The organism is Plantibacter sp. 2H11-2, from assembly GCF_050031945.1.
Lineage (GTDB): Bacteria > Actinomycetota > Actinomycetes > Actinomycetales > Microbacteriaceae > Plantibacter > Plantibacter auratus.
In genome coordinates, this window is record NZ_JBNBBL010000003.1 from 218,571 (window position 1) to 241,399 (window position 22,829).

The window sequence follows — 22,829 nt, forward strand, 5'->3', positions numbered from 1 at the left end:
GGACCATGCGGTGTCTGGCTGCTCGGGTGAGGAGTGCGGCAGACAGCCGGTTGGTTAGAGGCGGTCCGCGACGTACTCGGTGAGGTCGACGAGGCGGTTCGAGTAGCCCCACTCGTTGTCGTACCACGAGGCGACCTTGACCTGCGAGCCGATGACCTTGGTGAGGCCGGCGTCGAAGATCGAGGAGTGCGGGTCGGTCACGATGTCGCTCGAGACGATCGGGTCCTCGGTGTACTTCAGGATGCCCTTGAGGGGACCCTCGGCGGCAGCCTTGTACGCGGCGTTGATCTCCTCGACCGTGGCCGGGTTGGTCAGCTCGACCGTGAGGTCGGTGATCGAACCGGTCGGGACCGGGACGCGCAGGGCGTAGCCGTCGAGCTTGCCGACGAGCTCCGGGATGACCAGGCCGAGTGCCTTGGCTGCACCGGTGGAGGTCGGGATGATGTTGACGGCGGCGGCGCGTGCACGACGGAGGTCGCTGTGCGGGCCGTCCTGCAGGTTCTGGTCGGCGGTGTAGGCGTGGACCGTGGTCATGAGGCCACGCTCGATGCCGAAGTTGTCGAGCAGGACCTTGGCGAGCGGCGCGAGGCAGTTCGTCGTGCAGGACGCGTTCGAGATGATGTCGTGCGTCGCTGCGTCGTAGGTGCCCTCGTTGACGCCGAGGACGATCGTGGCGACGTCGCTGCCCGTGGCGGGAGCCGAGACGAGGACCTTCTTGGCGCCAGCGGTGATGTGCTTGCGGGCGTCGTCGGACTTCGTGAAGCGACCGGTCGACTCGATGACGATGTCGACGCCGAGCTCGCCCCAGGGGAGGTCGGCGGGGTCGCGCTCCGCGAGCACGATGATGGGCTTGCCGTTGACGATGATCTTGTCGCCGTCGAGCTCGACCGTCGCGTCCAGACGACCCGTGATGGAGTCGTACTTCAGGAGGTGGGCGAGCGCCTTGTTGTCGGTGAGGTCGTTGACAGCGACGATCTCGAGGTCGCTGCCCTTGGCGAGGGCGGCGCGGAAGAAGTTGCGGCCGATGCGGCCGAAGCCGTTGATGCCGATCTTGACGGACACAGATGACTCCTGATACTGAGGCGCCAGACGGCGCGATTGTACGGTCTGCTCGGAGTGAGCGCCCTCCCCGAGTGAGGAGGAAGGTGGTCCGTCCCGGCCCGTGGGACCGGGACGGACCGGTCAACTACGACAGTACCAGCAGGCCGTTGGTCTGCTTGCGCGCGACCTCGAAGCGTGCCTGGACGTCGGCCCAGTTGACGATGTTCCAGAACGCCTTGACGTAGTCGGCGCGGACGTTCTTGTAGTCGAGGTAGTAGGCGTGCTCCCAGACGTCGAGCAGCAGCAGCGGGACGGTGCCGGCCGGGAAGTTGCCCTGCTGGTCGAAGAACTGCTGGATGTTGATGCGCTGACCGAGGGTGTCCCAGGTGAGCGCGGCCCATCCGGAACCCTGCACGCCGAGCGCGGCGGCGGTGAAGTGCGCCTGGAACTTGTCGAAGCTGCCGAAGTACTCGTCGACGGCCGACTCGAGTTCGCCGGTCGGCTTGTCGCCGCCGTCCGGGGAGAGGTTGTTCCACCAGATGGTGTGGTTGACGTGACCGCCGAGGTTGAACGCGAGGTCCTTCTCGAGCTTGTTGACGTTCGTGAAGTCGTTGGCGTCGCGGGCCTCAGCGAGCTTCTCGAGGGCCGTGTTCGCGCCGGCCACGTAGGTGGCGTGGTGCTTGTCGTGGTGGAGCTCGGTGATGGTCGCACTGATGTGCGGCTCGAGCGCACTGTAGTCGTACGGCAATTCGGGCAGTGAGTAAACAGCCATTCTTCGTGATCTCCTCGTGTTGTCCCGTGCGCTGTCTGCACACGGCTCTGAGCGTCATCACCCAGTCTAGTGAGCGGCAACCGTCGGGAGTCGGGGCTTGTTCCCAGCATGACGAACCGCGACGATGGCGGGTCGGCGAGGATTCACGAGCTGTTTCAGTCCTCGTAATCCGCCGGGAGGTTGGCGTCGGTGCCCGGGATGCCGAGATCGCTCGCGTGCTTGTCCGCCATGGCGAGCAGGCGCCGGATGCGGCCGGCGATGGCGTCCTTCGTCATCGGAGGGTCGGCGAAGTGGCCGAGTTCGTCGAGGCTGGCCTCACGGTGGTCGAGGCGCAGGGCACCGGCGTACTGCAGGTGGTCGGGGACCTCGTCGCCCAGGATCTCGAGGGCGCGCTCGACGCGCGCGCAGGCCGCCACGGCCGCCTGGGCGGAGCGGCGCAGGTTGGCGTCGTCGAAGTTGACGAGGCGGTTCGCGGTCGCCCGGACCTCCTTGCGCTGCCGCATCTCCTCCCAGGAGGTGACGGTGCCGGTGGCCCCCATGAGCGACAGCATGCCGCTGATCGCGTCGCCCTCGCGGATGACGACACGGTGGATGCCGCGGACCTCCCGCGCCTTCGCGGAGACACCGATGCGGCCCGCGGCACCGACGAGCGCCATCGCGGACTCGTTGCCGGGGCACACGACGTCGAGTGACGCGGATCGGCCGGGGTCGGTCAGGGACCCGGTCGCGAGGAACGCGCCCCGCCAGACGGCGGCGAGTTCGTCGCGCGACCCGGTGGTCAGCCGGTTCGGCAGCCCGCGGACCGCACGCCGTCGGGCGTCGAGGAGTCCGGTCTGCCGGGCGAGGGTCTCGCCGCCCTCGATGACGCGCACCACGAACAGGCTCGGTTTGCCCGAGCTGCCGGGGTTCTGCACGAGGATCTCGCTGCGGATCCCGTAGAGCTCGCCGATGTCACGACGCACCCGCTGCGCGAGGGTCGGACTGTCGAGTTCGGCTTCGATCGCCACGCGCCCGGAGATCGTGTGAAGTCCGCCGGAGAAGCGGAGCAGGGACGCGAGTTCGGCCGCTCGGACCGAGTTGCGGGTCTCGCGGACGAGCGCCAGTTCGTTCTTGACGTCGGCGGTGAGGGCCACGGTGGTTCCTATCTGTCGTGATCGCGCCGTCGGAGTGCGGCGTCGATCCTGCATGTTCGCGATCCGGAGGCGTGGTGCCTCGGACCGTTCGGGCTCCGCCGCGGCTGCGTCGGGCCCGTGGGCGTCATTCGCGCCCGAGGTCTCGGTGCCGGACGTGCACGGCGACGCCGGACTGGTTCCGCAGCCGGTCGGCGAGTTCGAGGGCGACCGCGACCGAGCGGTGCTTGCCCCCCGTGCAGCCGACGGCGATGGTGACGTGACGCTTGTTCTCGCGCTGGTACCCGGCGAGGACGGGTTCGAGGGCGTGGGCGTAGCTCTCGAGGAACTCGGCGGCTCCGGTCTGCGAGAGCACGTACTCACTGACCTCGGGGTCCTGACCGCTCAGCGCACGCAGCTCCGGAACCCAGAACGGGTTCGGGAGGAACCGCATGTCGGCGACGAGGTCCGCATCAGGCGGCAGGCCGTACTTGAACCCGAAGCTCAGCACGGTGACCTGGACACCCGGTGTCTCCGCGCCGGCGAAGAGTTCACGCGTGGTCGTGGCGAGCTGGTGGATGTTGAGGTCGCTCGTGTCGATGATGACGTCGCTCGACTCACGGATCTCGCTCAGTCGGTGACGCTCCGCCACGATGCCGTCGAGGATCGTTCCCTCGCCCTGCAGCGGGTGCGGCCTGCGGACGGCTTCGAACCGGCGGACGAGTGCCGCGTCGGTCGCCTCCAGGAAGATCATGCGGAGGTGCGTCCCGCCCCGGAGCGCCGGAACGATCTCCTGCAGCTCGCTGAAGAAGTCGCGGCCGCGGACGTCGACCACCGCGGCGATCCGCGGCAGACGCGATCCGGCGCGCTCGGCGAGGTCGACGAGGGGACGGAGCATCTGCGGGGGCAGGTTGTCGACGACGTACCAGCCGAGATCCTCGAGCGCGTTCGCGACGGTGGATCGTCCGGCGCCGGACATCCCCGTGACGATGAGGACTTCCTGCTGGTGCTGCGGCTGGCCCGGGGTCATCGACACGCTTTCCTCGAAGGTCTGAAGTCCCAGCCTACCCATTCCGCGAGGCCTGCGAGGGCTGTGCGGAGCCGGAGGTCAACGCCTCGTGCACCGTGGCCGCCAGTTTGTCGCCGATGCCCTTGACCTCTGTGATCTCGGCCGGCGTCGCGGTCTTCAAGCGGGCGACGGATCCGAAGTGCTTGAGCAGCTCGCGGACCTTCGCCGGACCGAGCCCGGGGATCTCACCGAGGACGGTCGAGATGTCGCGCTTCCGCTTCTGTCGCTGGAAACTGATGGCGAACCGGTGCGCCTCGTCGCGGACCCGCTGGAGGAGGAACAGCGCTTCGCTCCCCCGCGGCAGGATCACCGGATACGGATCCTCGGGCAACCAGATCTCCTCCAGTCGCTTCGCCAGTCCGCACAGGGTGATCCCGGTCAGGCCGGACTCCTCCAGCGCACGCGCGGCGGCGGCGACCTGCGGTTGCCCGCCGTCGACGATGAGGAGCTGTGGCGGATAGGTGAACTTCCGGCGCTTGCGCTCCCCCGTGGTCTCGTCGACCGTCTCGACGGGCTCGGACGACGTCAGGTGCGCGAGTCGCCGGGAGACGACCTGGTAGATCGAGTCGGTGTCGTCGGTGGACTCGGCGACGCCGAAGCGGCGGTACTCGTCCTTGCGGGACAGCCCGTCCTCGAAGACCACCATCGACGCCACGATGTTGGTACCGCTCAGGTGCGACACGTCGAAGCACTCGATCCGCAGGGGCGCCTCGGGCATCCCGAGCGCATCGCGGATGTCCTCGAGTGCCTGTGTTCGGGCGACGAAGTCGGAGCTGCGCCGGGTCTTGTAGAGCATGAGGGCCTGCTTGGCGTTGACGACCGCGGTCTCCATGAGCGTCGCCTTCTCACCGCGTTGGGCGACGCGGAGGGCGACCTTCGAGCCGCGGCGTTCGGCCAGCCAGTCCTCGAGGCTCTCGGCGTCGTCCGGCAGTTCCGGGACGAGCACCTCTCGCGGGACCTCGGTCCCGCTCGCGGCGGCGTACACCCGTTGGACGACGCTGTCGACGAGCTCGGCGGTCGACATGTCGAGCTCCTTGTCGACGGTCCACGACCGCACACCGCGGATGCGGCCGCCACGGACGATGAACTGCTGCACCGACGCGGCGAGCTCGTCGTGGTCGATGCCGAACAGGTCGGCGTCCACGGCGTCGCGCAGGACGACCGCGCTCTTCGCGAGCACCTGGTCGAGCGCTTGGAGCTGATCCCGGTAGACGGCCGCGGACTCGTAGTCCTGGCGGGCCGCGGCGGCCTTCATGTCGGCGGTGATGCGCGCCGTGAAGCGGCGGTCGTTGCCGACCATGAACGAGACGAAGTCGTCGACGATCGCACGGTGTTCCTCGATGGTGACCTTGCCGGAGCACGGGCCGCCGCACCGCCCGATCTGTCCGGGGAAGCAGGGCTTCCCCGAGGCCATGGCCCGCTTGTACGCCGAGTCGGAGCAGGTGCGGATCGGGAAGACCTTGATCATGAGGTCGACCGTGTCGTGGACGGCCCAGATCTTCGGGTACGGACCGAAGTACTTGGCCCCCGGGATCCGGGTGTTCCGGGTGACCATGACGCGCGGCGCCTCGTCACCGAGGGTGACCGCGAGGTACGGGTACGACTTGTCGTCGCGGAACTTGACGTTGAACGGCGGGTCGTACTCCTTGATCCACGTGTACTCGAGCTGCAGCGCCTCGACGTCGCTGCCGACCGTCGTCCAGGTGACCCCGGTCGCGGTCGTCACCATGCGGCGCGTTCGCTCGTGCAGCGTGTGCAGGGGCGCGAAGTAGTTGCTGAGCCTCGCCCGGAGGTTCATCGCCTTGCCGACGTAGAGCACCCGGCCCGAGTCGTCGCTGAAGCGGTACACGCCGGGCATGGTGGGGATCTCCCCCGCCTTCGGCCGGTACGCCAGACCACTTCCGCCGCGGACGGCCGCCACGTCAGCCCGCCTTGCGGCTGCCGCCGGCCTCTGCCTCGAACAGTTCGTTCAGGAAGAAGCCCGTGTGGCTGCCGGGGACCGTCGCGAGGTGCTCCGGTGTCCCGGTGGCGAGGACCGTCCCACCACCGGCTCCACCCTCGGGGCCCATGTCGATGAGCCAGTCTGCGGACTTGATGACGTCGAGGTTGTGCTCGATCACGATGACCGTGTTGCCCTTGTCGACGAGCCCGCCGAGGACGAGCAGCAGTTTCCGGACGTCTTCGAAGTGCAGACCCGTGGTCGGCTCGTCGAGGACGTAGACGCTGCGTCCGTTGCTCCGCCGCTGCAGCTCCGTCGCGAGCTTCACGCGCTGGGCCTCGCCGCCGGACAGCGTCGTGGCGCTCTGGCCGAGACGGACGTAGCCCAGGCCGACCTCGACGAGCGTCTTCAGGAACCGATGGATCGAGGAGATCGGCTCGAAGAAGTCGGCGGCCTCGGCGATCGGCATGTCGAGGACCTCGGCGATGTTCTTGCCCTTGTAGTGGATGGTCAGGGTGTCGCGGTTGTACCGCGCTCCCCCGCACACCTCGCAGGCGACGTAGACGTCGGGCAGGAAGTTCATCTCGATCTTGATCGTGCCGTCGCCCGAGCAGGCCTCACAGCGGCCGCCCTTGACGTTGAAGCTGAACCGGCCGGCGAGGTAGCCGCGGACCTTGGCCTCCTGCGTCTCCGCGAAGAGGTTGCGGATCTTGTCGAAGACGCCCGTGTACGTGGCGGGGTTCGAGCGCGGGGTGCGGCCGATGGGCGCCTGGTCGACGTGGACGACCTTGTCGAGGTGCTCCAGACCCGTGACCCTGGTGTGCTTGCCGGGCAGCTTGCGCGCGCCGTTCAGTTTGTTCGCCAGGACCCGGTACAGGACGTCGTTGACGAGCGAGGACTTCCCGGAGCCGCTCACGCCGGTGACGGCGGTGAGGACCCCGAGCGGGAAGTCCGCGCTGACCTTCTTCAGGTTGTTGGCCTGCGCTCCGATCACCTGGATCTGACGCTTCGTGTCGATCGGACGACGCTTCGCCGGGATCTCGATGGCCTTGCGGCCGGAGAGGTAGTCACCGGTGAGGGACTCGGTGTTGGCCTCGAGCGCCTCGTACGACCCGGAGTGCACGACACGGCCGCCGTTGACGCCCGCGCCGGGACCGATGTCGACGATCCAGTCGGCGGTGCGGATGGTGTCCTCGTCGTGTTCGACGACGATCAGCGTGTTGCCGAGGTCGCGCAGGGCCACGAGGGTCTCGATGAGACGGCGGTTGTCGCGCTGGTGCAGGCCGATGCTCGGTTCGTCGAGGACGTAGAGCACGCCGGTGAGTCCCGAGCCGATCTGCGTCGCGAGGCGGATGCGCTGCGCCTCACCGCCCGAGAGGGAGCCGGCGGTCCGGGCTAGGTCGAGGTAGTTGAGTCCGACCTGGATCAGGAAGTCGAGTCGGACCTTGATCTCGCGCAACACCTGCGCGGCGATGTGGGCCTCGCGGTCGCTCAGCTCGAGGCGGTCCATGAACGCGCGGGCGTCGGAGAGGCTCAGTTCGGCGACCTCGGCGATGTTGTGCTCGTGGATCAGGACGGAGAGGACCTCGGGCTTGAGGCGACGACCGCCGCAGACCTGGCACGGGACTTCGCGCAGGTACTCGGACCAGCGCACGCGCTGGCTGTCGGTGTCGGCCTGGAGGTACTGACGCTCGATGTACGGGATGACGCCCTCGAAGCCCGAGGAGTAGCTCATCTCGCGGCCGAAGCGGTTCTTCCACTTGACCTTGACCTTGAAGTTGTCGCCGCGGAGCACCGCCTCCTGGACCGACGCCGGCAGGTCGCGCCAGGGGGTGTCGAGCGAGAAGTCGAGGTCGCGGGCCAGCCCGTCGAGCAGCTTCTCGTAGTACTGGTAGAGCCCCTTGCCCTGGGTGGTCCACGGGACGATGACGCCCTCGTTGATGCTGAGCTCCTCGTCGCCGAGGAGCAGCTCCGCGTCGACCGACATGCGCGTGCCGAGGCCCGAGCACTCCGGGCAGGCGCCGAACGGGGCGTTGAACGAGAACGTCCGCGGCTCGATCTCGGTCAGCTGCAACGGGTGGTTGTTCGGACAGGAGAGCTTCTCGGAGAAGGTGCGCCAGGCGTCGTCGCCCTCCTCGTCGACGAAGTTGATCGTCACGAGGCCGTCGGTGAGCTGCAGTGCCGTCTCGAGGGAGTCGGTCAGGCGACCGAGGATCTCGGGCCCGGCGACGAGGCGGTCGACGACGACCGCGATGTCGTGCTTGACCTGCTTCTTGAGGGTCGGCGGTTCCGCGAGCTGGATCGCCTCGCCGTCGACGATGGCGCGCGCGAAGCCCTTGGCCGAGAGCTCCTTGAAGAGGTCGACGAACTCGCCCTTCTTCTGGCTCACGACGGGGGCGACGATCTGGTAGCGGCGTCGCTCCTCGAGCTCCATCAGCTGGTCGGCGATCTGCTGCACCGTCTGACGCTGGATGACCTCGCCGCAGACCGGGCAGTGCGGGACGCCGATGCGCGCCCAGAGCAACCGCATGTAGTCGTAGACCTCGGTGATCGTCCCGACGGTCGACCGGGGGTTGCGGTTCGTGGACTTCTGGTCGATCGAGACCGCGGGGCTCAGGCCCTCGATGAAGTCGACGTCCGGGCGGTCCACCTGACCGAGGAACTGGCGGGCGTACGCCGAGAGCGACTCGACGTAGCGTCGCTGGCCCTCGGCGAAGATCGTGTCGAAGGCGAGTGAGGACTTCCCCGAGCCCGAGAGACCCGTGAAGACGACGAGCGAGTCGCGAGGGATCTCGAGGTCGACGTTCTGAAGATTGTGGACGCGGGCACCGCGGACGCTGAGCGTGGAGTGGTGATCTACCTTGGCAATTGACACCCTTCGAGTCTACGCAGCACCACCGACACCGGACTCCCGAGCGGTGTCTGTGGTACTGCGCTCTCAGCGAAGCGGCGGACTAGATGTGCCCGGCCTTGGCCATCTGTCGAAGTTCCTGCTTGAGTTCGGAGACCTCGTCGCGGAGACGGCCGGCGAGTTCGAACTTGAGCTCCGCCGCGGCGGCCAGCATCTGCGCGTTGAGGTCCGCGATGATCGACTCGAGGTCGTTCGCGCCCTCGGCGGCGATGCCCTCCCGCCGCAGGTTCGGCGTCGGGCTCTTCTTCTTGCCGTTGTCGCGTCCGGCGAGCAGTGCCGCGGTGTCCGCGCCTTCCCGGGCGAGCGCCTCGGTGATGTCTGCGATCCGCTTGCGCAGCGGCTGCGGATCGATCCCGCGCTCCTCGTTGTAGGCGACCTGCTTCTCGCGGCGACGGTCCGTCTCCTCGATCGCGCGCTTCATCGAGTCGGTCAGGACGTCGGCGTACATGTGGACCTCGCCGGACACGTTGCGGGCGGCGCGACCGATCGTCTGGATGAGCGACGTGGACGAGCGCAGGAAGCCCTCCTTGTCGGCGTCGAGGATCGCGACGAGCGAGACCTCCGGGAGGTCGAGGCCCTCTCGCAGCAGGTTGATGCCGATGAGGACGTCGTAGACGCCCTGCCGGAGTTCGCTCAACAGCTCGACCCGCCGCAGGGTGTCGACGTCGGAGTGCAGGTAGCGGACGCGCACGCCGGCCTCGGTCAGGAAGTCGGTGAGCTCCTCCGCCATCTTCTTGGTGAGGGTGGTGACGAGGACGCGTTCGTCGCGCTCGGCGCGGACCCGGATCTCCTCGAGGAGGTCGTCGATCTGGCCGTTGGAGGGCTTCACGATGATCGCCGGGTCGACGAGGCCGGTCGGGCGGATGATCTGCTCGACGATGCCGTCCGCGATGCCCATCTCGTACTTGCCCGGCGTCGCCGAGAGGTACACCGTCTGGCCGACGCGGTTCTTGAACTCGTCCCACCGGAGCGGGCGGTTGTCCATCGCACTCGGGAGTCGGAACCCGTGCTCGACGAGGGTGCGCTTGCGGGAGGCGTCGCCCTCGAACATCGCGCCGATCTGCGGGACGGTGACATGCGACTCGTCGATGACGGTGAGGAAGTCGTCGGGGAAGTAGTCGAGGAGGCAGTTCGGTGCCTCGCCGGCCGAGCGGCCGTCGATGTGGCGCGAGTAGTTCTCGATGCCGGAGCAGAAGCCGATCTGCTGCATCATCTCGAGGTCGAAGGTGGTGCGCATGCGGAGCCGCTGGGCCTCGAGGAGCTTGCCCTCGCGTTCGAGCGACTGGAGCCGCTCCGCCAGCTCCTCCTGGATGGTGCCGATGGCGCGCTGGATCGTCTGCGGGCTGGCGGCGTAGTGGGAGGCCGGGAACACCGACACCGCGTCGAGCTTCTTCACGACGTCGCCGGTGAGCGGGTGCAGGGCGTAGAGGGCCTCGATCTCGTCGCCGAAGAACTCGATGCGGATCGCGAGCTCCTCGTAGACCGGGATGATCTCGATGGTGTCGCCGCGCACACGGAAGTTGCCGCGCGAGAAGTCGACGTCGTTGCGGTTGTACTGCATACCGACGAACTTGCGGATGAGTCGGTCGCGCCCGATGTTCTGCCCGACCTGCAGCGCCGCCATCGCCTCCAGGTACTCCTCCGCCGCACCGAGGCCGTAGATGCACGACACGGTCGACACGACGATGACGTCGCGACGGCTCAGCAGCGAGTTGGTGGTCGAGTGCCGCAGCCGCTCGACCTCGGCGTTGATCGACGAGTCCTTCTCGATGAAGGTGTCGGTCTGTGGGACGTAGGCCTCGGGCTGGTAGTAGTCGTAGTAGGAGACGAAGTACTCGACCGCGTTGTTCGGCATGAGCTCGCGGAACTCGTTCGCCAGCTGGGCCGCGAGCGTCTTGTTGTGCGCCAGGACGAGCGTCGGGCGCTGGACGGCTTCGATGAGCCAGGCGGTCGTCGCGGACTTGCCGGTACCTGTGGCGCCCAACAGGACGACGTCGGTCTCGCCGGCGTTGATGCGCCCGGACAGCTGCTCGATGGCGGCGGGCTGATCGCCGCTCGGCTCGTACTCGCTGATCACCTCGAAGGGGCGGACGGCGCGTGTTGGTTCCATGCTCCGAGTCTACGGAGGGCCACCGACACCACTGCCCCGCTTCGCCCACAGCGGAGCGGGCGACGCGCTCAGACGCCGTCCTGACGGTCGGGCGCCCGTACAGCGGCCGCCGCGGCGCGGTGCCAGACCGCGTCGACCTGGCTGAGGGTGTGCTCGAGCGAGCCGGCGGTGTCGATCACCACGTCGGCGACGGCGGCGCGCTGCTCCTCGGTCGCCTGGGCCGCGATCCGTCGTTCCGCCTCGCCCCGGTCGAGCCCGCGGAGGTCGACGAGCCGACGGGCGCGCTCCCCCTCCGGAGCTGCGGCGACGACCACGAGGTCGAACTCGTCGGCGCGGCCGGTCTCGACGAGCAGCGGGACGTCGTAGACGACGACGGCGCCGGGGTCGCTCGAGGCTTCGGCGATCCGGGCCTGTGAACGCCGCTTGACCTCCGGGTGCACGATGGCGTTGAGGTCGGCCCGCGCCTGGTCGTCGGCGAAGACGATGGAGCCGAGCGCAGCTCGGTCGAGTGCTCCGTCGGGCCCGATCACGTCGGCACCGAAGCGCTCCGCGATGGCGGCCAGTCCCGGGGTCCCCGGCTCGACGGCCTCTCGTGAGAGGACGTCCGCGTCGATGACGACGGCGCCGTGTTCAGCGAGCCGGGCAGCGATGGTCGATTTGCCGGAGGCGATCCCGCCGGTGAGGCCGATGAGGTACATGTCAGCCAGCGTACCCGCGGAGCGTGCAGCGCCTTCGACGAGCGCCCCTCGCACAACGCAGCAGGGGGCCGCCCGAAGGCGACCCCCTGCTGGACACCGACGCTGGTCGGTGCTGGTGGGACTAGTTGCTCGAGAGCTTCTCGCGGAGGGCCGCGAGGGACTCGTCGTCAGCGAGCGTGCCGCCGCCGGCGGAGTCGCTCGAGAACGAGGAACCGGCCGACGAGGACGCGGTCGACGAGGAAGCCTGGTTGGCCTCTTCGACGGCTGCGGCAGCGACCTGCTTCTTGTGCGCTTCCCAACGAGCCTGGGCGGCAGCGTAGTCCTGCTCCCACTTCTCGCGCTCGGCGTCGAAGCCTTCCTTCCACTCCTGCGTCTCGGCGTCGAAGCCCTCGGGGTACTTGTAGTTCCCGAGCTCGTCGTACTCCGTGAGCATGCCGTAGAGGGCCGGGTCGAACTCGGTGCCCTCGGGGTCGACACCCTCGTTGGCCTGCTTGAGGCTCAGCGAGATGCGGCGACGCTCGAGGTCGATGTCGATGACCTTGACGAAGACCTCTTCGCCGACCGAAACGACCTGCTCGGCGAGCTCGACGTGCTTGCCGGAGAGCTCCGAGATGTGCACGAGGCCCTCGATGCCGTCTGCGACGCGGACGAACGCACCGAACGGGACGAGCTTGGTGACCTTACCCGGTGCAACCTGGCCGATGGCGTGGGTGCGGGCGAAGACCTGCCACGGGTCCTCCTGGGTCGCCTTGAGCGACAGCGAGACGCGCTCGCGGTCCAGGTCGACCTCGAGGATCTCGACGGTGACTTCCTGACCGACCTCGACGACCTCGCTGGCGTGCTCGATGTGCTTCCAGCTGAGCTCGGAGACGTGGACGAGACCGTCGACGCCGCCGAGGTCGACGAACGCGCCGAAGTTGACGATCGAGGAGACGACGCCCTTGCGGACCTGTCCCTTCTGGAGGTTGTTGAGGAAGGTGGTGCGGCTCTCGGACTGCGTCTGCTCGAGGAGCGCACGGCGCGACAGGACCACGTTGTTGCGGTTCTTGTCGAGCTCGAGGATCTTCGCCTCGATCTCCTGGCCGAGGTACGGCGTGAGGTCGCGGACGCGGCGCAGCTCGATGAGCGAGGCCGGGAGGAAGCCACGGAGGCCGATGTCGACGATGAGGCCGCCCTTGACGACCTCGATGACCGAACCGGTGACGACGCCGTCGGATTCCTTGATCTTCTCCACGTCGCCCCAAGCACGCTCGTACTGTGCGCGCTTCTTCGACAGGATCAGACGGCCTTCCTTGTCCTCCTTCTGGAGAACGAGAGCCTCGATCGTGTCGCCGACGTTGACGACCTCGGAGGGGTCGACGTCGTGCTTGATGGAGAGTTCACGCGAGGGGATGACACCCTCGGTCTTGTAGCCGACGTCGAGGAGGACCTCGTCGCGGTCGATCTTCACGACGGTGCCCTCGATGAGGTCGCCGTCGTTGAAGAACTTCAGAGTCTTTTCGACCGCTGCGAGGAAGTCCTCAGCAGATCCGATGTCGTTGATTGCGACCTGCTTGGGGGCGGTCGTTGCGCTTGTCATGTAGTAATTGCTCCAGGTGGACAATGATTCAGGCCGGCCTCGCGCACGGCTCCGGATCCGTGGATGACCACGGACGTTGATCGAAGCGATGCTGTTGTGTGAACCGATCCGGGGATCGGTGTCGCTCTGCGAGACGGGCAGGCGGATAGGACGTCACAATTGTGACAGTCCAGTCTAGCGATTTTCCGGGTGTGCAGGCAAGCCGCGGTCGGAGAGGATGTCCCGCAGCGCTGGATCGAGCGTCGGGTGCTCGAACCGGTAGCCCGCCTGCAGCAACCGCTCCGGCATCGCCCAGCGACTCTTCAGGACCAGCTCGCTCTCGGTCCGCAGGATGGACATCCCGGTCTCCAGCAACCAGCGGGGCGCGGGGAGGCCGACCGGCATCCCGAGCGCGTACCGCAGAGTCCGCATGAATCCGCGGTTGTCGGTGGGGTTCGGGGACGTCACATTGACGACGCCGTCGAGTTCGGGACGGCCACGGGGGAACCGGACGATGCCGACGACGTCGTCAAGATGGATCCAGCTGAACCGCTGCCGTCCGCCCGGCGTCCCGAACAGGTGATCCGTGCCGGCGGCACGACGCGATCGGGAACTGGGCCAGTGACCGTCCAGTTGGGGTCCGCCGAGGCCGAGACGCGCCAGCCAACGGAGCGGGGTGAGCGCTCCGCCGTCGCCCAGGACGATCGCGATGCGGAGGGCGACCCGTCGTGTCCCGGGCAGCTCGTCCGCGAAGAACGCCTGCTCCCAGGCGGTCGCGACGTCGACGGAGAACCCGGAACCGATCTCGCCGTCGTCCTCCGTCATCGGGCGGTCGTCGGCATGCCGGTAGATCGTGGCGGTCGACGAGTTGATCCACAGCGGCGGAGGCGAGGCGGCTGCACGCACCGCCCGCGCCAGCTCCGTCGTCGTGTCCACGCGGGACCGGAGGATCTCGGCGCGGTTCGACGGGGTGTAGCGACAGTTCACACTCTTCCCGGCGAGGTTGACCAGGAGGTCCGCGCCGTCGACCAGCCGGGCGATGCCCGTGTGGTCACCCCACCGCGCGTCGGCGGCACCGCGCCCGATGACGGAGACGGTGGCGCCGTCGGCCCGGAACGACTCGACCAGACGACGCCCGATGAACCCGGACGCGCCGGCGACGACGATCCGTTCGGTCGTCATCCGAGCATCGCCGACCGCAGCGTGTCGAGCCCGACGCCACCGAGGTCCAGTGCCCGACGGTGGAAGTCCTTGATGTCGAAGGCGTCCCCGGCGCGGCGGGCCGCGTCGTCGCGGAGCTGTTCCCAGATGCGCTGGCCGATCTTGTACGACGGCGCCTGGCCGGGCCAACCGAGGTACCGGTTGACCTCGAACCGGACGAATTCCGGCGACATGTTGACGTTGCGACCCATGAAGTCGAAGGCGTACTCGGCGGTCCAGGTCCCGCTGCCGTCCGGGAGCGGCTTGCCGAGGTGCACGCCGATGTCGAGGACGACGCGGGCAGCGCGCATCCGCTGACCGTCGAGCATGCCCAGGCGGTCCGCCGGGTCGTCGAGGTATCCGAGCTGTTCCATCAGGCGCTCGGCGTAGAGCGCCCAGCCCTCGGCGTGGCCGGAGGTGCCGGCGAGCTGTCGACGCCAGAGGTTGAGCGTCTTCCGGTTGACGACGGCCTGCCCGATCTGCAGGTGATGTCCTGGCACACCCTCGTGGTAGACGGTCGTGAGCTCGCGCCACGTGTCGAACTCGGTGACGCCGGCGGGGACGGACCACCACATGCGGCCAGGGCGTGAGAAGTCGTCCGTCGGGCCGGTGTAGTAGATCCCGCCCTCCTGCGTCGGCGCGATCATGCACTCGAGCGCACGGATCTCCTGCGGGATGTCGAAGTGCGTGCGCCCCAGCTCCTCGACCGCACGGTCGCTCGTCTCCTGCATCCACCGCTGGAGCGCGTCGGTGCCGTGCAGCTTGCGCGCCGGATCCTGTTCGAGGAAGGCGACCGCCTCCTCGACGGACGCGCCGGGGAGGATCTCGTTCGCGATCGCCTCCTGCTCCGACACCATGCGCGCCAGTTCCTCGATGCCCCACTCGTAGCTCTCGTCGAGGTCGACCGTCGCGCCGAGGAAGCGGCGGGACTGCAGCGCGTAGAGTTCGCGGCCGATGGCGTCCTCATGGGTTGCAGCAGGCAGCAGTTCGTGCGCGAGGAAGTCCGCCAGACGGTTGTAGGCGACGGCTGCGGCGCCGGCACCCGTCGAGAGTTCGGCGGCGAGGGACGCCGGGAGCTGGCCGTCCGCCGGACCGGCGTTGGCGGCGAAGCCGATGAAGAACCCGTCGTCGGCGCCGGTGCGGAGGACCTGCTCGTACACCTCGGCCACCTGGCGGCGTGCCGGGGTGATCCCCCGGGCGATGCCCTCGCGCAGGGTCTCGATGTACCCGTCGACCGCGTCCGGCAACGCGCCGAGGCGGGTCCGGATGGTGCTCCAGTCGTCGACCGTCGCGGTCGGCATCAGGTCGAAGACGTCGCGCAGCTCCTGCGACGGCGACGCGATCACGTTGAGGTCGCGGTATTGGAGACCGGCCTCCGACGAGGCGAGGTCGAGCTCCAGCTCCGCCGAGAGGTCGGTCTGGGTGACGCGGTCGACGGCGTCGACCGGTGCGGCGGACCGCAGCTCGCGAAGCGTGCGCGACGCGGCTTCGATGTACGCCTCGTGCCCGGCCGGCGAGTAGTCGCCGTACCGTCCGCCGACGTCCGTGCGGCCGATGTAGGTACCGACCTCCGGCTTCAGCTGGACGAGGGTCTCCACCCAGCTCTCGGCGATGACGTCGATCGGTGTGCTCTGACGAGGTTCTTCGTGGGACATGACGTCGAGCCTAGTCCGCACCCGTCCGGCGCCGGGTGCGGACCCGCAGCGCGCTCAGTGGGCTGCGGCGTCCCAATCGTGCCCGCGGCCGATCTGGACCTCCAGCGGCACCGACAGCTCGGCGGCACCCGCCATCTGTGCTCGGACGATGCGCTCCAGGGCGTCCCACTCCCCTTCTGCGACCTCGAAGATCAGTTCGTCGTGCACCTGCAGCATCATCGGCGAGCTGAGGGATTCGGAGCGCAGCTCTGACTCGATGCCGATCATGGCGCGCTTCATGATGTCGGCGGCCGAACCCTGGATCGGGGCGTTCAGCGCCTGACGTTCGGCGTTCTCCCTGACCAGTCGGTTGGGGCTCGAGAGCTCGGGGAAGAGCCTCCGACGACCGAAGATCGTCTCGGTGTAGCCGTCGAGCTTCGCCTGCTCGACGACGTTGCGCAGGTAGTCGCGGACCGCACCGAAGCGCTCGAAGTAGTCGACCATGAGCTGCTTCGCCTCAGCGCTCGAGATCCGCAGCTGCTTCGAGAGCCCGAACGCGCTCAGACCGTAGGCGAGTCCGTACGACATCGCCTTCACCTTGTTGCGCATCGCGGGCGTGACGTCCTCGGCGGCGACGCCGAAGATGCGCGCGCCGACGAAGCGGTGGAGGTCCTCGCCGGATTTGAACGCCTCGATGAGGCCGGCGTCGCCGGAGAGGTGCGCCATGATCCGCATCTCGATCTGCGAGTAGTCGGCGGTCAGCAGGGTCTCGTACCCGGAGCCGGCTTGGAAGGCGGCACGGATGCGGCGTCCCTCCTCGGTGCGCACGGGGATGTTCTGCAGGTTCGGGTCGGTCGAGGAGATCCGACCGGTGCTGGTCCCGATCTGCACGTACGTCGTGTGGATGCGGCCGTCGGGCGTGATCGCCTTGTCGAGCGTCTCCACGATCTGGCGGAGCTTCGTCGCATCGCGGTGTTCGAGGAGAAGCCCGAGGAACGGATGCGGGCTCTTCTCCTGGAGATCGGCCAGGGCGCCGGCGTCCGTCGAGAAGCCCGTCTTGTTGGCGCGTGTCTTCGGCATGGCGAGCTGGTCGAAAAGGACCTCCTGCAGCTGCTTCGGTGATCCGAGGTTGACCTCGCGGCCGATCTCCGCATACGCGTTGCTCGCGAGCTCCGCGGCCCGGTTGCCGAGCTGCTCGGACAGGCCGCTCAGGATGTCGTGGTCGACCGTCACGCCGGTCAGCTCCATGTGGGCAAGCACCTGGAGGACCGGCAGCTCCATGTCGAGCAGGACGCCGAGCGACCCGGCGTCGAGCGCCGTGCGGGTGGCCTCGGCGACCCGGAGGGCGTACCAGGCGGTACCGCCGGCCCCCACGGGGTCGGTTTCGGGGACGAGCTGGTTCGGGTCGGCGACGGGCATCGTCTCGTCGAGATACCGCGTGATGAGGTCGGCGATGGTCTTGTCGCCGCCGCTCGGACGCAGGAGCCAACCGGCGACCGCGGTGTCGTAGCCGAGTCCGCCGACCGTCAGGCCGGCGCGCGTGACCGCCTGGAGCTGTGGCTTGGCGTCGTGCATGATCTTCGGGGCGTCGCTCGCCAACCATGCTTCGAGCGGGGCGTAGTCGGCTTCGCCGGGACGCCAGGCGAGCGAGACGATCTCCGTGGGCGTCGCGAGGCCGGCTGCGACCGGCAGGCCTCCGTCGAGGTCGAGGTGGAGACCGATCCCGGCGGGATGTGCGGCGACGGCACGGGTGATCCACGCCTCGAGCTCTTCGTCGAGCAGCTCCTTCTGCGGTGGCATGACCACGCCGCCCGCCTGCGGTGCGGACACATCCGTGTTGGCCTCGAGTCCGTCGAGTTTGAGGACCCGATCGAGCAGCGTGCGGAACTCGAGCCGCCCGAAGACGGCCGCCACCGCGTCCGCGTCGATCGGTCGGCGTTCGAGGTCCTTCGGTCCGACAGGCAGTTCGACGTCGGTGAGGAGCCGGTTGAGGCGGCGGTTGCGGACCGCGTTCTCCTTGTGCTCGCGGAGGCTCTCCCCCACCTTGCCGGTGATCTCGTCGGCGCGCTCGAGGATCTGCTCGAGGGAGCCGAACTGGTTGAGCCACTTCACGGCGGTCTTCTCGCCGACCTTCGGGATGCCCGGGAGGTTGTCGCTCGTCTCGCCGACGAGCGCCGCGATCTCCGGGTACTGCTCCGGCCGGATGCCGTAGCGCTCGAAGACCTTGGCGCCGTCGTACCGGGTGAGCGCGGAGACGCCCTGGCTCGACGGGTACAGCAGGGTGACGTCGTCGGTGACGAGCTGGATGGTGTCGCGGTCGCCGGAGACGACGAGCACGCGGAAGCCGTCCTCAGCGCCCTGCTTGGCGAGGGTGGCGAGGATGTCGTCGGCCTCGTAGTCCTCTTTGCTGATCGTCGTGATGTTCATCGCCTTGAGCGCCTCTTCGAGCAGCGGCACCTGCCCCTTGAACTCCGGCGGGGTCTCGCCGCGTGTGCCCTTGTACTCGGGGTACTCGCGGGTGCGGAAGGAACGGCGCGAGATGTCGAACGCCACGGCGATGTGGCTCGGATTCTCGTTCTTGAGCAGGCTGATCAGCATGGAGATGAAGCCGTGGATGGCGTTCGTGTGCTGACCGTCGCGGGTTTGGAAGCTGTCGACCGGCAGGGCGTAGAACGCCCGGAATGCGAGCGAGTGGCCGTCGACGACGAGGAGGGTAGGCTTTTCTGATTCCGACACGCGCCCAGCCTACAAGCCGGTGCCGACACGGCTCAGGCCCGATCCGAAGGTGGACATGACGAACGAGACCGACGACGCACTCGAGTTCCTGCGGACGAGGGGCAGTGGCGCACTCGCCGCCAAGATGGGCATCGAGTTCACCGAGTTCACGGTGCAGCGATCCGTCGCCACCATGCCGGTGGAGGGCAACACCCAACCCGCGATGCTGCTGCACGGTGGGGCGTACGTCGTGCTCGGCGAGTCCCTCGGCTCGATGGCCGCCAACCTCTTCGCGGGCCCGGGCAAGCTCGCGGTCGGTATCGACATCAACGCGACGCACACCAGATCCGCCACCGAGGGCATCGTGACGGGTGTCTGCACGCCGATCCACCTCGGTCGCTCGCTCACCGTGCACGAGATCGCCGTCACCGACGAGCAGGGACGACGGTGCTCCACGATCCGCATCACGAACCTCATCAAGGACGCACCGACCGGCTGACGAGTCCGGCACCGGACACAGCAGAGCGGCCCGCCCCCGAGGGGACGGGCCGCTCTTGCGACGAGGGAGGAGCGCTACTTCTTGGCGCTGAGCTGCTCGATGATGGCCTGCGCGACATCGTGCATGGTGAGGCGGCGATCCATGGAGGCCTTCTGGATCCAGCGGAACGCCTCGGGCTCGGTGAGGCCCATCTTCTCGTTGAGGAGGCCCTTCGCCCGGTCGACGAGCTTGCGGGTCTCGAACCGCTCGACCATGTCGGCGACCTCGGCCTCGAGGGTGATGATCTGCTGGTAGCGCGAGAGGGCGATCTCGATCGCGGGAAGGAGGTCGTTCGGCGTGAACGGCTTCACGACGTAGGCGAGGGCACCTGCCTCACTCGCCCGCTCGACGAGCTCCTTCTGGCTGAAGGCCGTGAGGAGGACCACCGGGGCGATGTGCGCCTTACCGATGCGCTCGGCCGCGGAGATGCCGTCGAGCTGAGGCATCTTGACGTCCATGATCACGAGATCCGGACGGAGTTCCGTCGCGAGGGCGACAGCGGTCTCGCCGTCGCCGGCCTCGCCGACGACCTCGAAACCGTTGTCGCGGAGGATCTCGACGATGTCGAGGCGGATGAGGGATTCGTCCTCAGCGACGACGACGCGCCGTGGGGCTGCGGGAGGGGTCTCTTGCTCGGTCACCCTCAAATCCTACGGTACTCTGATGCAGGTTGCTGTTCGCCGTGCGGCGGACGCGCCGGTGTGGCGGAATGGCAGACGCGGAGCACTCAAAATGCTCTGTCGAAAGACGTGTGGGTTCGAGTCCCACCACCGGTACCGCGATGAGTGGGAAAGCCCTCCGGGCCACTCAACATGCTTTGTCGAAAGACGTGTGGGTTCGAGTCCCACCACCGGTACCGCGATGAGTGGGAAAGCCCTCCGGGCGCACTCAACATGCTTTGTCGAAAGACGTGTGGGTTCGAGTCCCACCACCGGTACCGCGAACGAGTGGAGTCCCAGTTGGGTGCACTCAACATGCTCTGCCGACACAGCTTGCGCAAGCCCCTGCGGGAGGTGTCGGCGACGCCGTAGCGTACCGTCGAGAGCACGGCGTACCTCACGTCGTCCGACACGATGGGACCCGACACCATGACCGCAGAGCACACCGACCCACGCCAGGACGTCCACGACGCCAGCACCGACGACCGGCTCCAGGGCATCCTCGTGCAGGTCGCGGCCGACCGGTCCCTCACTCCCGACCTCGACGTCCGGGCAGCGCTGGCGGACCGTCTCAGCGACCAGGGCATCGACGTCGACGCCGCCGAGCTCGACCGTCTCGTCGGCTCACTCCCGGGTCAGCCCGGCGAAGAGCCCGGACCGTTCCTCACGGACGGCGCGACCTCGGCCGACGACGCGAACTGATCAGAAGCCGCGCTCGACGGCGGCGGCCGGACCGTCGGCCTCCGTCGTCAGCTCCGGTCCGCCGACGGCGTCGCCCGTCCACGTGTCGACCCGCCAACCGGTGGTCGTGTCCCCGCCGACGATGATGACGCCCGTGTTCGTGATGGGGTGCGTGCCGATGAAGTGTCCGTCGACGTTCGCCCCGCGCAGCCCGAGCCAGGACCGGAGCATCGCTCCGTGGCTCACGACCACCACGCTCTCCAGTCCGGAACCCTCGAGCTCCTCGATCACGGCGTCGAAGCGCGCGAACACCTCGTGGCCGTTCTCGCCGCCCGGCATCCGGGTGTCGAGGTCGCCCATCGCCCACGCCACGATGGTGTCGATGTAGACCTGGACGGCCTCGGGCGACCCGAGCATCTCGTTGTCGCCGGCGCTGATCTCCCGGAGTCCGTCACGGACGGTCACGGGAAGCCCGCTGACCTCGGCGACGGGTGCGGCGGTCTGTTGCGCCCGCACCGCGGTGGAGGCGTAGACCGCGTCGATCCGCTCCCCCACGAGCGCTTTGGGGAGGGCGGCCGCCTGCGTCTCGCCGAGGTCGGTGAGGACGGCGCCGGGGATCGCGGTGTCGAGCAGGCCGGCGACGTTGGACGAGGTCTGACCGTGTCTGATGAGGATGAGGCGCATACCTCCAGGGTAGGCGAGCGACCGGACGGCGGTCATCTCCCGGTGCGGAGTGTGCCGGGATCAGCTGCGCGGGGTCCACTGCGGTTCGGCGCTCCCCAGGACCGCCGCCGGGGACGCGTGGTCGTCGAAGGCGCTGAGCCCGGGGCGGGCCGTCGTCACCGCACCGTGGGTCACCAGGCACCGCGCTCCCGGGAGGTCCGACGGCGGGCGTCCCTCGGATCGTGGCAGTCGCTGGAGCGCCGCACCGACGCGGGCGAGCGACACCGACGACCGGCCGGCATCACCGCCGCCGACGACCGCCGCCACGTCGTCGACGATGGCCGCCGCCAGCAGGTATCCCGCGCTGTGGTCGAGCGCCTGAGCCGGCAGGGCACCCGGGGCGCCGTCCTCCCCTTCGACCAGCGCGATGCCCGTGGCGGCCTGGACCAGGCTGTCGAAACCGCGTCGATCACCCCAGGGCCCCGTCGTACCCCAGGCGTCGACGGAGCCGGTGACCAGACCGTCGCGACCTCGCAGATCGAGGCGCTCGAGGGCGTGTGGTCGGTACCCCGTCACCAGGATGTCGGCCTCGTCGCTCAGCGTCTGCAGTGTCGCGAGGCCGCGCGGTGTCGACGCGTCGAGCGTCGCCGTCCGCTTCCCCTGGCCGCTGTCGGTGTGCTGCCACGGGATCTCGGGGACCTGCGGTGGATCCACGCGCAGGACGTCCGCGCCGAGAAGCGCGAGGGTCCTCGTGGACACCGGACCGGCGATCACCCGCGTCAGGTCGAGGACGCGGAGGCCGCGCAAGGGTTGCCGCCTCGTCGGCCGCACCCGCGAGGCGATCGTCGAGCCGACGGAGCCGCCATGACGCCTGACGAGCGGTCCATCACCGACGGCGGCCTGTGGTGTGGACGACCACTCGGCAGCGCTCCGGACGGCGACGAGGAGTGCGCCGACTCCCGCGGCCTCCGATTCCAGGTCGAGAGCCGAGCGGGAGGCGATCGCCGAGGCGAGCTCTGCGCGGGTGGCCTCGTCGCCGATCCCGAGCATGGCGCTCAGGCGGCGACGATGGTGGGGGTAGTTCGCGTGCGTGCGCACCCAGCCGTCGGCCGCGGCGAAGAAGCCGGACAGTGGCGCGAACGCGTCCACGGCTGCTCCGTCGATCCGCAACAGGCGGTCGCTCTGGTAGGCCGCGGCGATCCGCTCGAGGTCGAGAGCCGTGTGCATCGGCTCGTATCCGAGGGCGATGCGGAGTCGGTCGGCGGCATCCTCCACGGCGCCGACGGCGACCGCGGCGAGCTCCAGGACCGCGAATCGGGAGGCCAGGAGTCCCGCCGACCCGGTCGCCTCACGGTCGACGCCTCCCGGCTCCAGGCCCACTGCGCTGCGGAGGGTGTCGTCGACGAGGACGGAACGGTTCATGGGGATCAGGCTAGACCCACGGCGCCCGGAATCGCGGTGCCACCGCACCCCCGGCGGACGACGAAGGCCGTGGTCCCCGTACGGGAGGACCACGGCCTTCGCTGCTGTCG

The 22,829-nt window shown here is 68.6% G+C and carries 17 protein-coding genes and 2 tRNA genes; 4 read left to right on the plus strand and 15 right to left on the minus strand.

The window, feature by feature from the left end; genetic code table 11:
• Positions 1–54 precede the first annotated feature (54 nt).
• From gap to polA, 12 genes are all read right to left on the minus strand, one after another.
• Positions 55–1,062 (minus strand): type I glyceraldehyde-3-phosphate dehydrogenase, encoded by a 1,008-nt coding sequence (gene gap / locus ACQG07_RS08795; protein WP_064296923.1) that lies wholly within the window; start codon positions 1,060–1,062, stop codon positions 55–57.
• Positions 1,063–1,186: 124 nt separating this feature from the next.
• A complete protein-coding gene (locus ACQG07_RS08800) occupies positions 1,187–1,813 on the minus strand; it encodes a superoxide dismutase (RefSeq protein ID WP_064296922.1) in 627 nt (208 codons plus the stop codon).
• A 155-nt stretch (positions 1,814–1,968) separates the two neighbouring features.
• Entirely contained in the window at positions 1,969–2,946 is a 978-nt protein-coding gene (gene whiA, locus ACQG07_RS08805; protein WP_064296921.1) for a DNA-binding protein WhiA, read from the minus strand.
• A gap of 124 nt (positions 2,947–3,070) precedes the next feature.
• Entirely contained in the window at positions 3,071–3,952 is an 882-nt protein-coding gene (rapZ, locus tag ACQG07_RS08810) for an RNase adapter RapZ (protein WP_064296920.1), read from the minus strand.
• Positions 3,953–3,986: 34 nt separating this feature from the next.
• Complete coding sequence (uvrC, locus tag ACQG07_RS08815; protein WP_426738039.1) at positions 3,987–5,912, minus strand: excinuclease ABC subunit UvrC; 1,926 nt, start codon at positions 5,910–5,912, stop codon at positions 3,987–3,989.
• 1 nt (position 5,913) lies between these two features.
• Positions 5,914–8,805, minus strand: coding sequence for an excinuclease ABC subunit UvrA (gene uvrA / locus ACQG07_RS08820; RefSeq protein ID WP_159878819.1), 2,892 nt, complete (start codon positions 8,803–8,805; stop codon positions 5,914–5,916).
• A 79-nt stretch (positions 8,806–8,884) separates the two neighbouring features.
• Positions 8,885–10,951, minus strand: coding sequence for an excinuclease ABC subunit UvrB (gene uvrB, locus ACQG07_RS08825; RefSeq protein ID WP_056777426.1), 2,067 nt, complete (start codon positions 10,949–10,951; stop codon positions 8,885–8,887).
• Positions 10,952–11,019: 68 nt separating this feature from the next.
• On the minus strand, positions 11,020–11,649 hold the full coding sequence (gene coaE / locus ACQG07_RS08830) for a dephospho-CoA kinase (RefSeq protein WP_426738040.1): 630 nt from the start codon (positions 11,647–11,649) through the stop codon (positions 11,020–11,022).
• A 121-nt stretch (positions 11,650–11,770) separates the two neighbouring features.
• A complete protein-coding gene (gene rpsA, locus ACQG07_RS08835; protein WP_056005690.1) occupies positions 11,771–13,228 on the minus strand; it encodes a 30S ribosomal protein S1 in 1,458 nt (485 codons plus the stop codon).
• Between the two features lie 174 nt (positions 13,229–13,402).
• On the minus strand, positions 13,403–14,389 hold the full coding sequence (locus ACQG07_RS08840; protein ID WP_426738041.1) for an epimerase: 987 nt from the start codon (positions 14,387–14,389) through the stop codon (positions 13,403–13,405).
• Entirely contained in the window at positions 14,386–16,062 is a 1,677-nt protein-coding gene (locus ACQG07_RS08845; protein WP_426738043.1) for a DUF885 domain-containing protein, read from the minus strand. Before ACQG07_RS08845 ends, ACQG07_RS08840 begins: the two co-directional genes overlap by 4 nt.
• Before the next feature lie 54 nt (positions 16,063–16,116).
• A complete protein-coding gene (gene polA / locus ACQG07_RS08850; RefSeq protein WP_426738044.1) occupies positions 16,117–18,777 on the minus strand; it encodes a DNA polymerase I in 2,661 nt (886 codons plus the stop codon).
• 55 nt (positions 18,778–18,832) lie between these two features.
• On the opposite strand from polA, the gene ACQG07_RS08855 reads away from it, so the two are divergent.
• Positions 18,833–19,255, plus strand: coding sequence for a hotdog fold thioesterase (locus ACQG07_RS08855; protein WP_079705949.1), 423 nt, complete (start codon positions 18,833–18,835; stop codon positions 19,253–19,255).
• Between the two features lie 74 nt (positions 19,256–19,329).
• On the opposite strand, the gene ACQG07_RS08860 is transcribed toward ACQG07_RS08855, so the two are convergent.
• Positions 19,330–19,935 (minus strand): ANTAR domain-containing response regulator, encoded by a 606-nt coding sequence (locus ACQG07_RS08860; RefSeq protein WP_064296913.1) that lies wholly within the window; start codon positions 19,933–19,935, stop codon positions 19,330–19,332.
• Positions 19,936–19,989: 54 nt separating this feature from the next.
• Here ACQG07_RS08860 and ACQG07_RS08865 point away from each other — a divergent pair.
• The 3 genes from ACQG07_RS08865 (at position 19,990) to ACQG07_RS08875 (ending at position 20,655) form a co-directional block, all read left to right on the plus strand.
• A tRNA-Leu gene (locus ACQG07_RS08865) sits at positions 19,990–20,070 on the plus strand.
• Positions 20,071–20,143: 73 nt separating this feature from the next.
• A tRNA-Leu gene (locus ACQG07_RS08870) sits at positions 20,144–20,231 on the plus strand.
• Between the two features lie 151 nt (positions 20,232–20,382).
• Entirely contained in the window at positions 20,383–20,655 is a 273-nt protein-coding gene (locus ACQG07_RS08875; protein WP_124769355.1) for a hypothetical protein, read from the plus strand.
• Here ACQG07_RS08875 and ACQG07_RS08880 read toward each other — a convergent pair whose 3' ends face one another.
• Together ACQG07_RS08880 and ACQG07_RS08885 are read right to left on the minus strand one after the other, a co-directional pair.
• The gene (locus ACQG07_RS08880) at positions 20,656–21,318 is read right to left on the minus strand and encodes a histidine phosphatase family protein (protein WP_426738045.1); all 663 of its coding nucleotides are present in this window, start codon (positions 21,316–21,318) and stop codon (positions 20,656–20,658) included. It abuts the gene before it with no gap.
• A 60-nt stretch (positions 21,319–21,378) separates the two neighbouring features.
• Positions 21,379–22,719: a CoA transferase gene (locus ACQG07_RS08885; protein ID WP_426738046.1), complete on the minus strand. Its 1,341-nt coding sequence runs from the start codon at positions 22,717–22,719 to the stop codon at positions 21,379–21,381.
• Between the last annotated feature and the right edge of the window lie 110 nt (positions 22,720–22,829).

What these genes read in the sequence shown, in the direction of transcription:
- ACQG07_RS08800 (WP_064296922.1), bottom strand. Translation starts at nt 1,813, where the DNA reads ATGGCTGTTTACTCACTGCCCGAATTGCCGTACGACTACAGTGCGCTC.
- rapZ (WP_064296920.1), bottom strand. Translation starts at nt 3,952, where the DNA reads ATGACCCCGGGCCAGCCGCAGCACCAGCAGGAAGTCCTCATCGTCACG.
- uvrB (WP_056777426.1), bottom strand. Translation starts at nt 10,951, where the DNA reads ATGGAACCAACACGCGCCGTCCGCCCCTTCGAGGTGATCAGCGAGTAC.
- coaE (WP_426738040.1), bottom strand. Translation starts at nt 11,649, where the DNA reads ATGTACCTCATCGGCCTCACCGGCGGGATCGCCTCCGGCAAATCGACC.
- rpsA (WP_056005690.1), bottom strand. Translation starts at nt 13,228, where the DNA reads ATGACAAGCGCAACGACCGCCCCCAAGCAGGTCGCAATCAACGACATC.
- ACQG07_RS08840 (WP_426738041.1), bottom strand. Translation starts at nt 14,389, where the DNA reads ATGACGACCGAACGGATCGTCGTCGCCGGCGCGTCCGGGTTCATCGGG.
- ACQG07_RS08845 (WP_426738043.1), bottom strand. Translation starts at nt 16,062, where the DNA reads ATGTCCCACGAAGAACCTCGTCAGAGCACACCGATCGACGTCATCGCC.
- ACQG07_RS08855 (WP_079705949.1), top strand. Translation starts at nt 18,833, where the DNA reads ATGACGAACGAGACCGACGACGCACTCGAGTTCCTGCGGACGAGGGGC.
- ACQG07_RS08875 (WP_124769355.1), top strand. Translation starts at nt 20,383, where the DNA reads ATGACCGCAGAGCACACCGACCCACGCCAGGACGTCCACGACGCCAGC.
- ACQG07_RS08880 (WP_426738045.1), bottom strand. Translation starts at nt 21,318, where the DNA reads ATGCGCCTCATCCTCATCAGACACGGTCAGACCTCGTCCAACGTCGCC.
- ACQG07_RS08885 (WP_426738046.1), bottom strand. Translation starts at nt 22,719, where the DNA reads ATGAACCGTTCCGTCCTCGTCGACGACACCCTCCGCAGCGCAGTGGGC.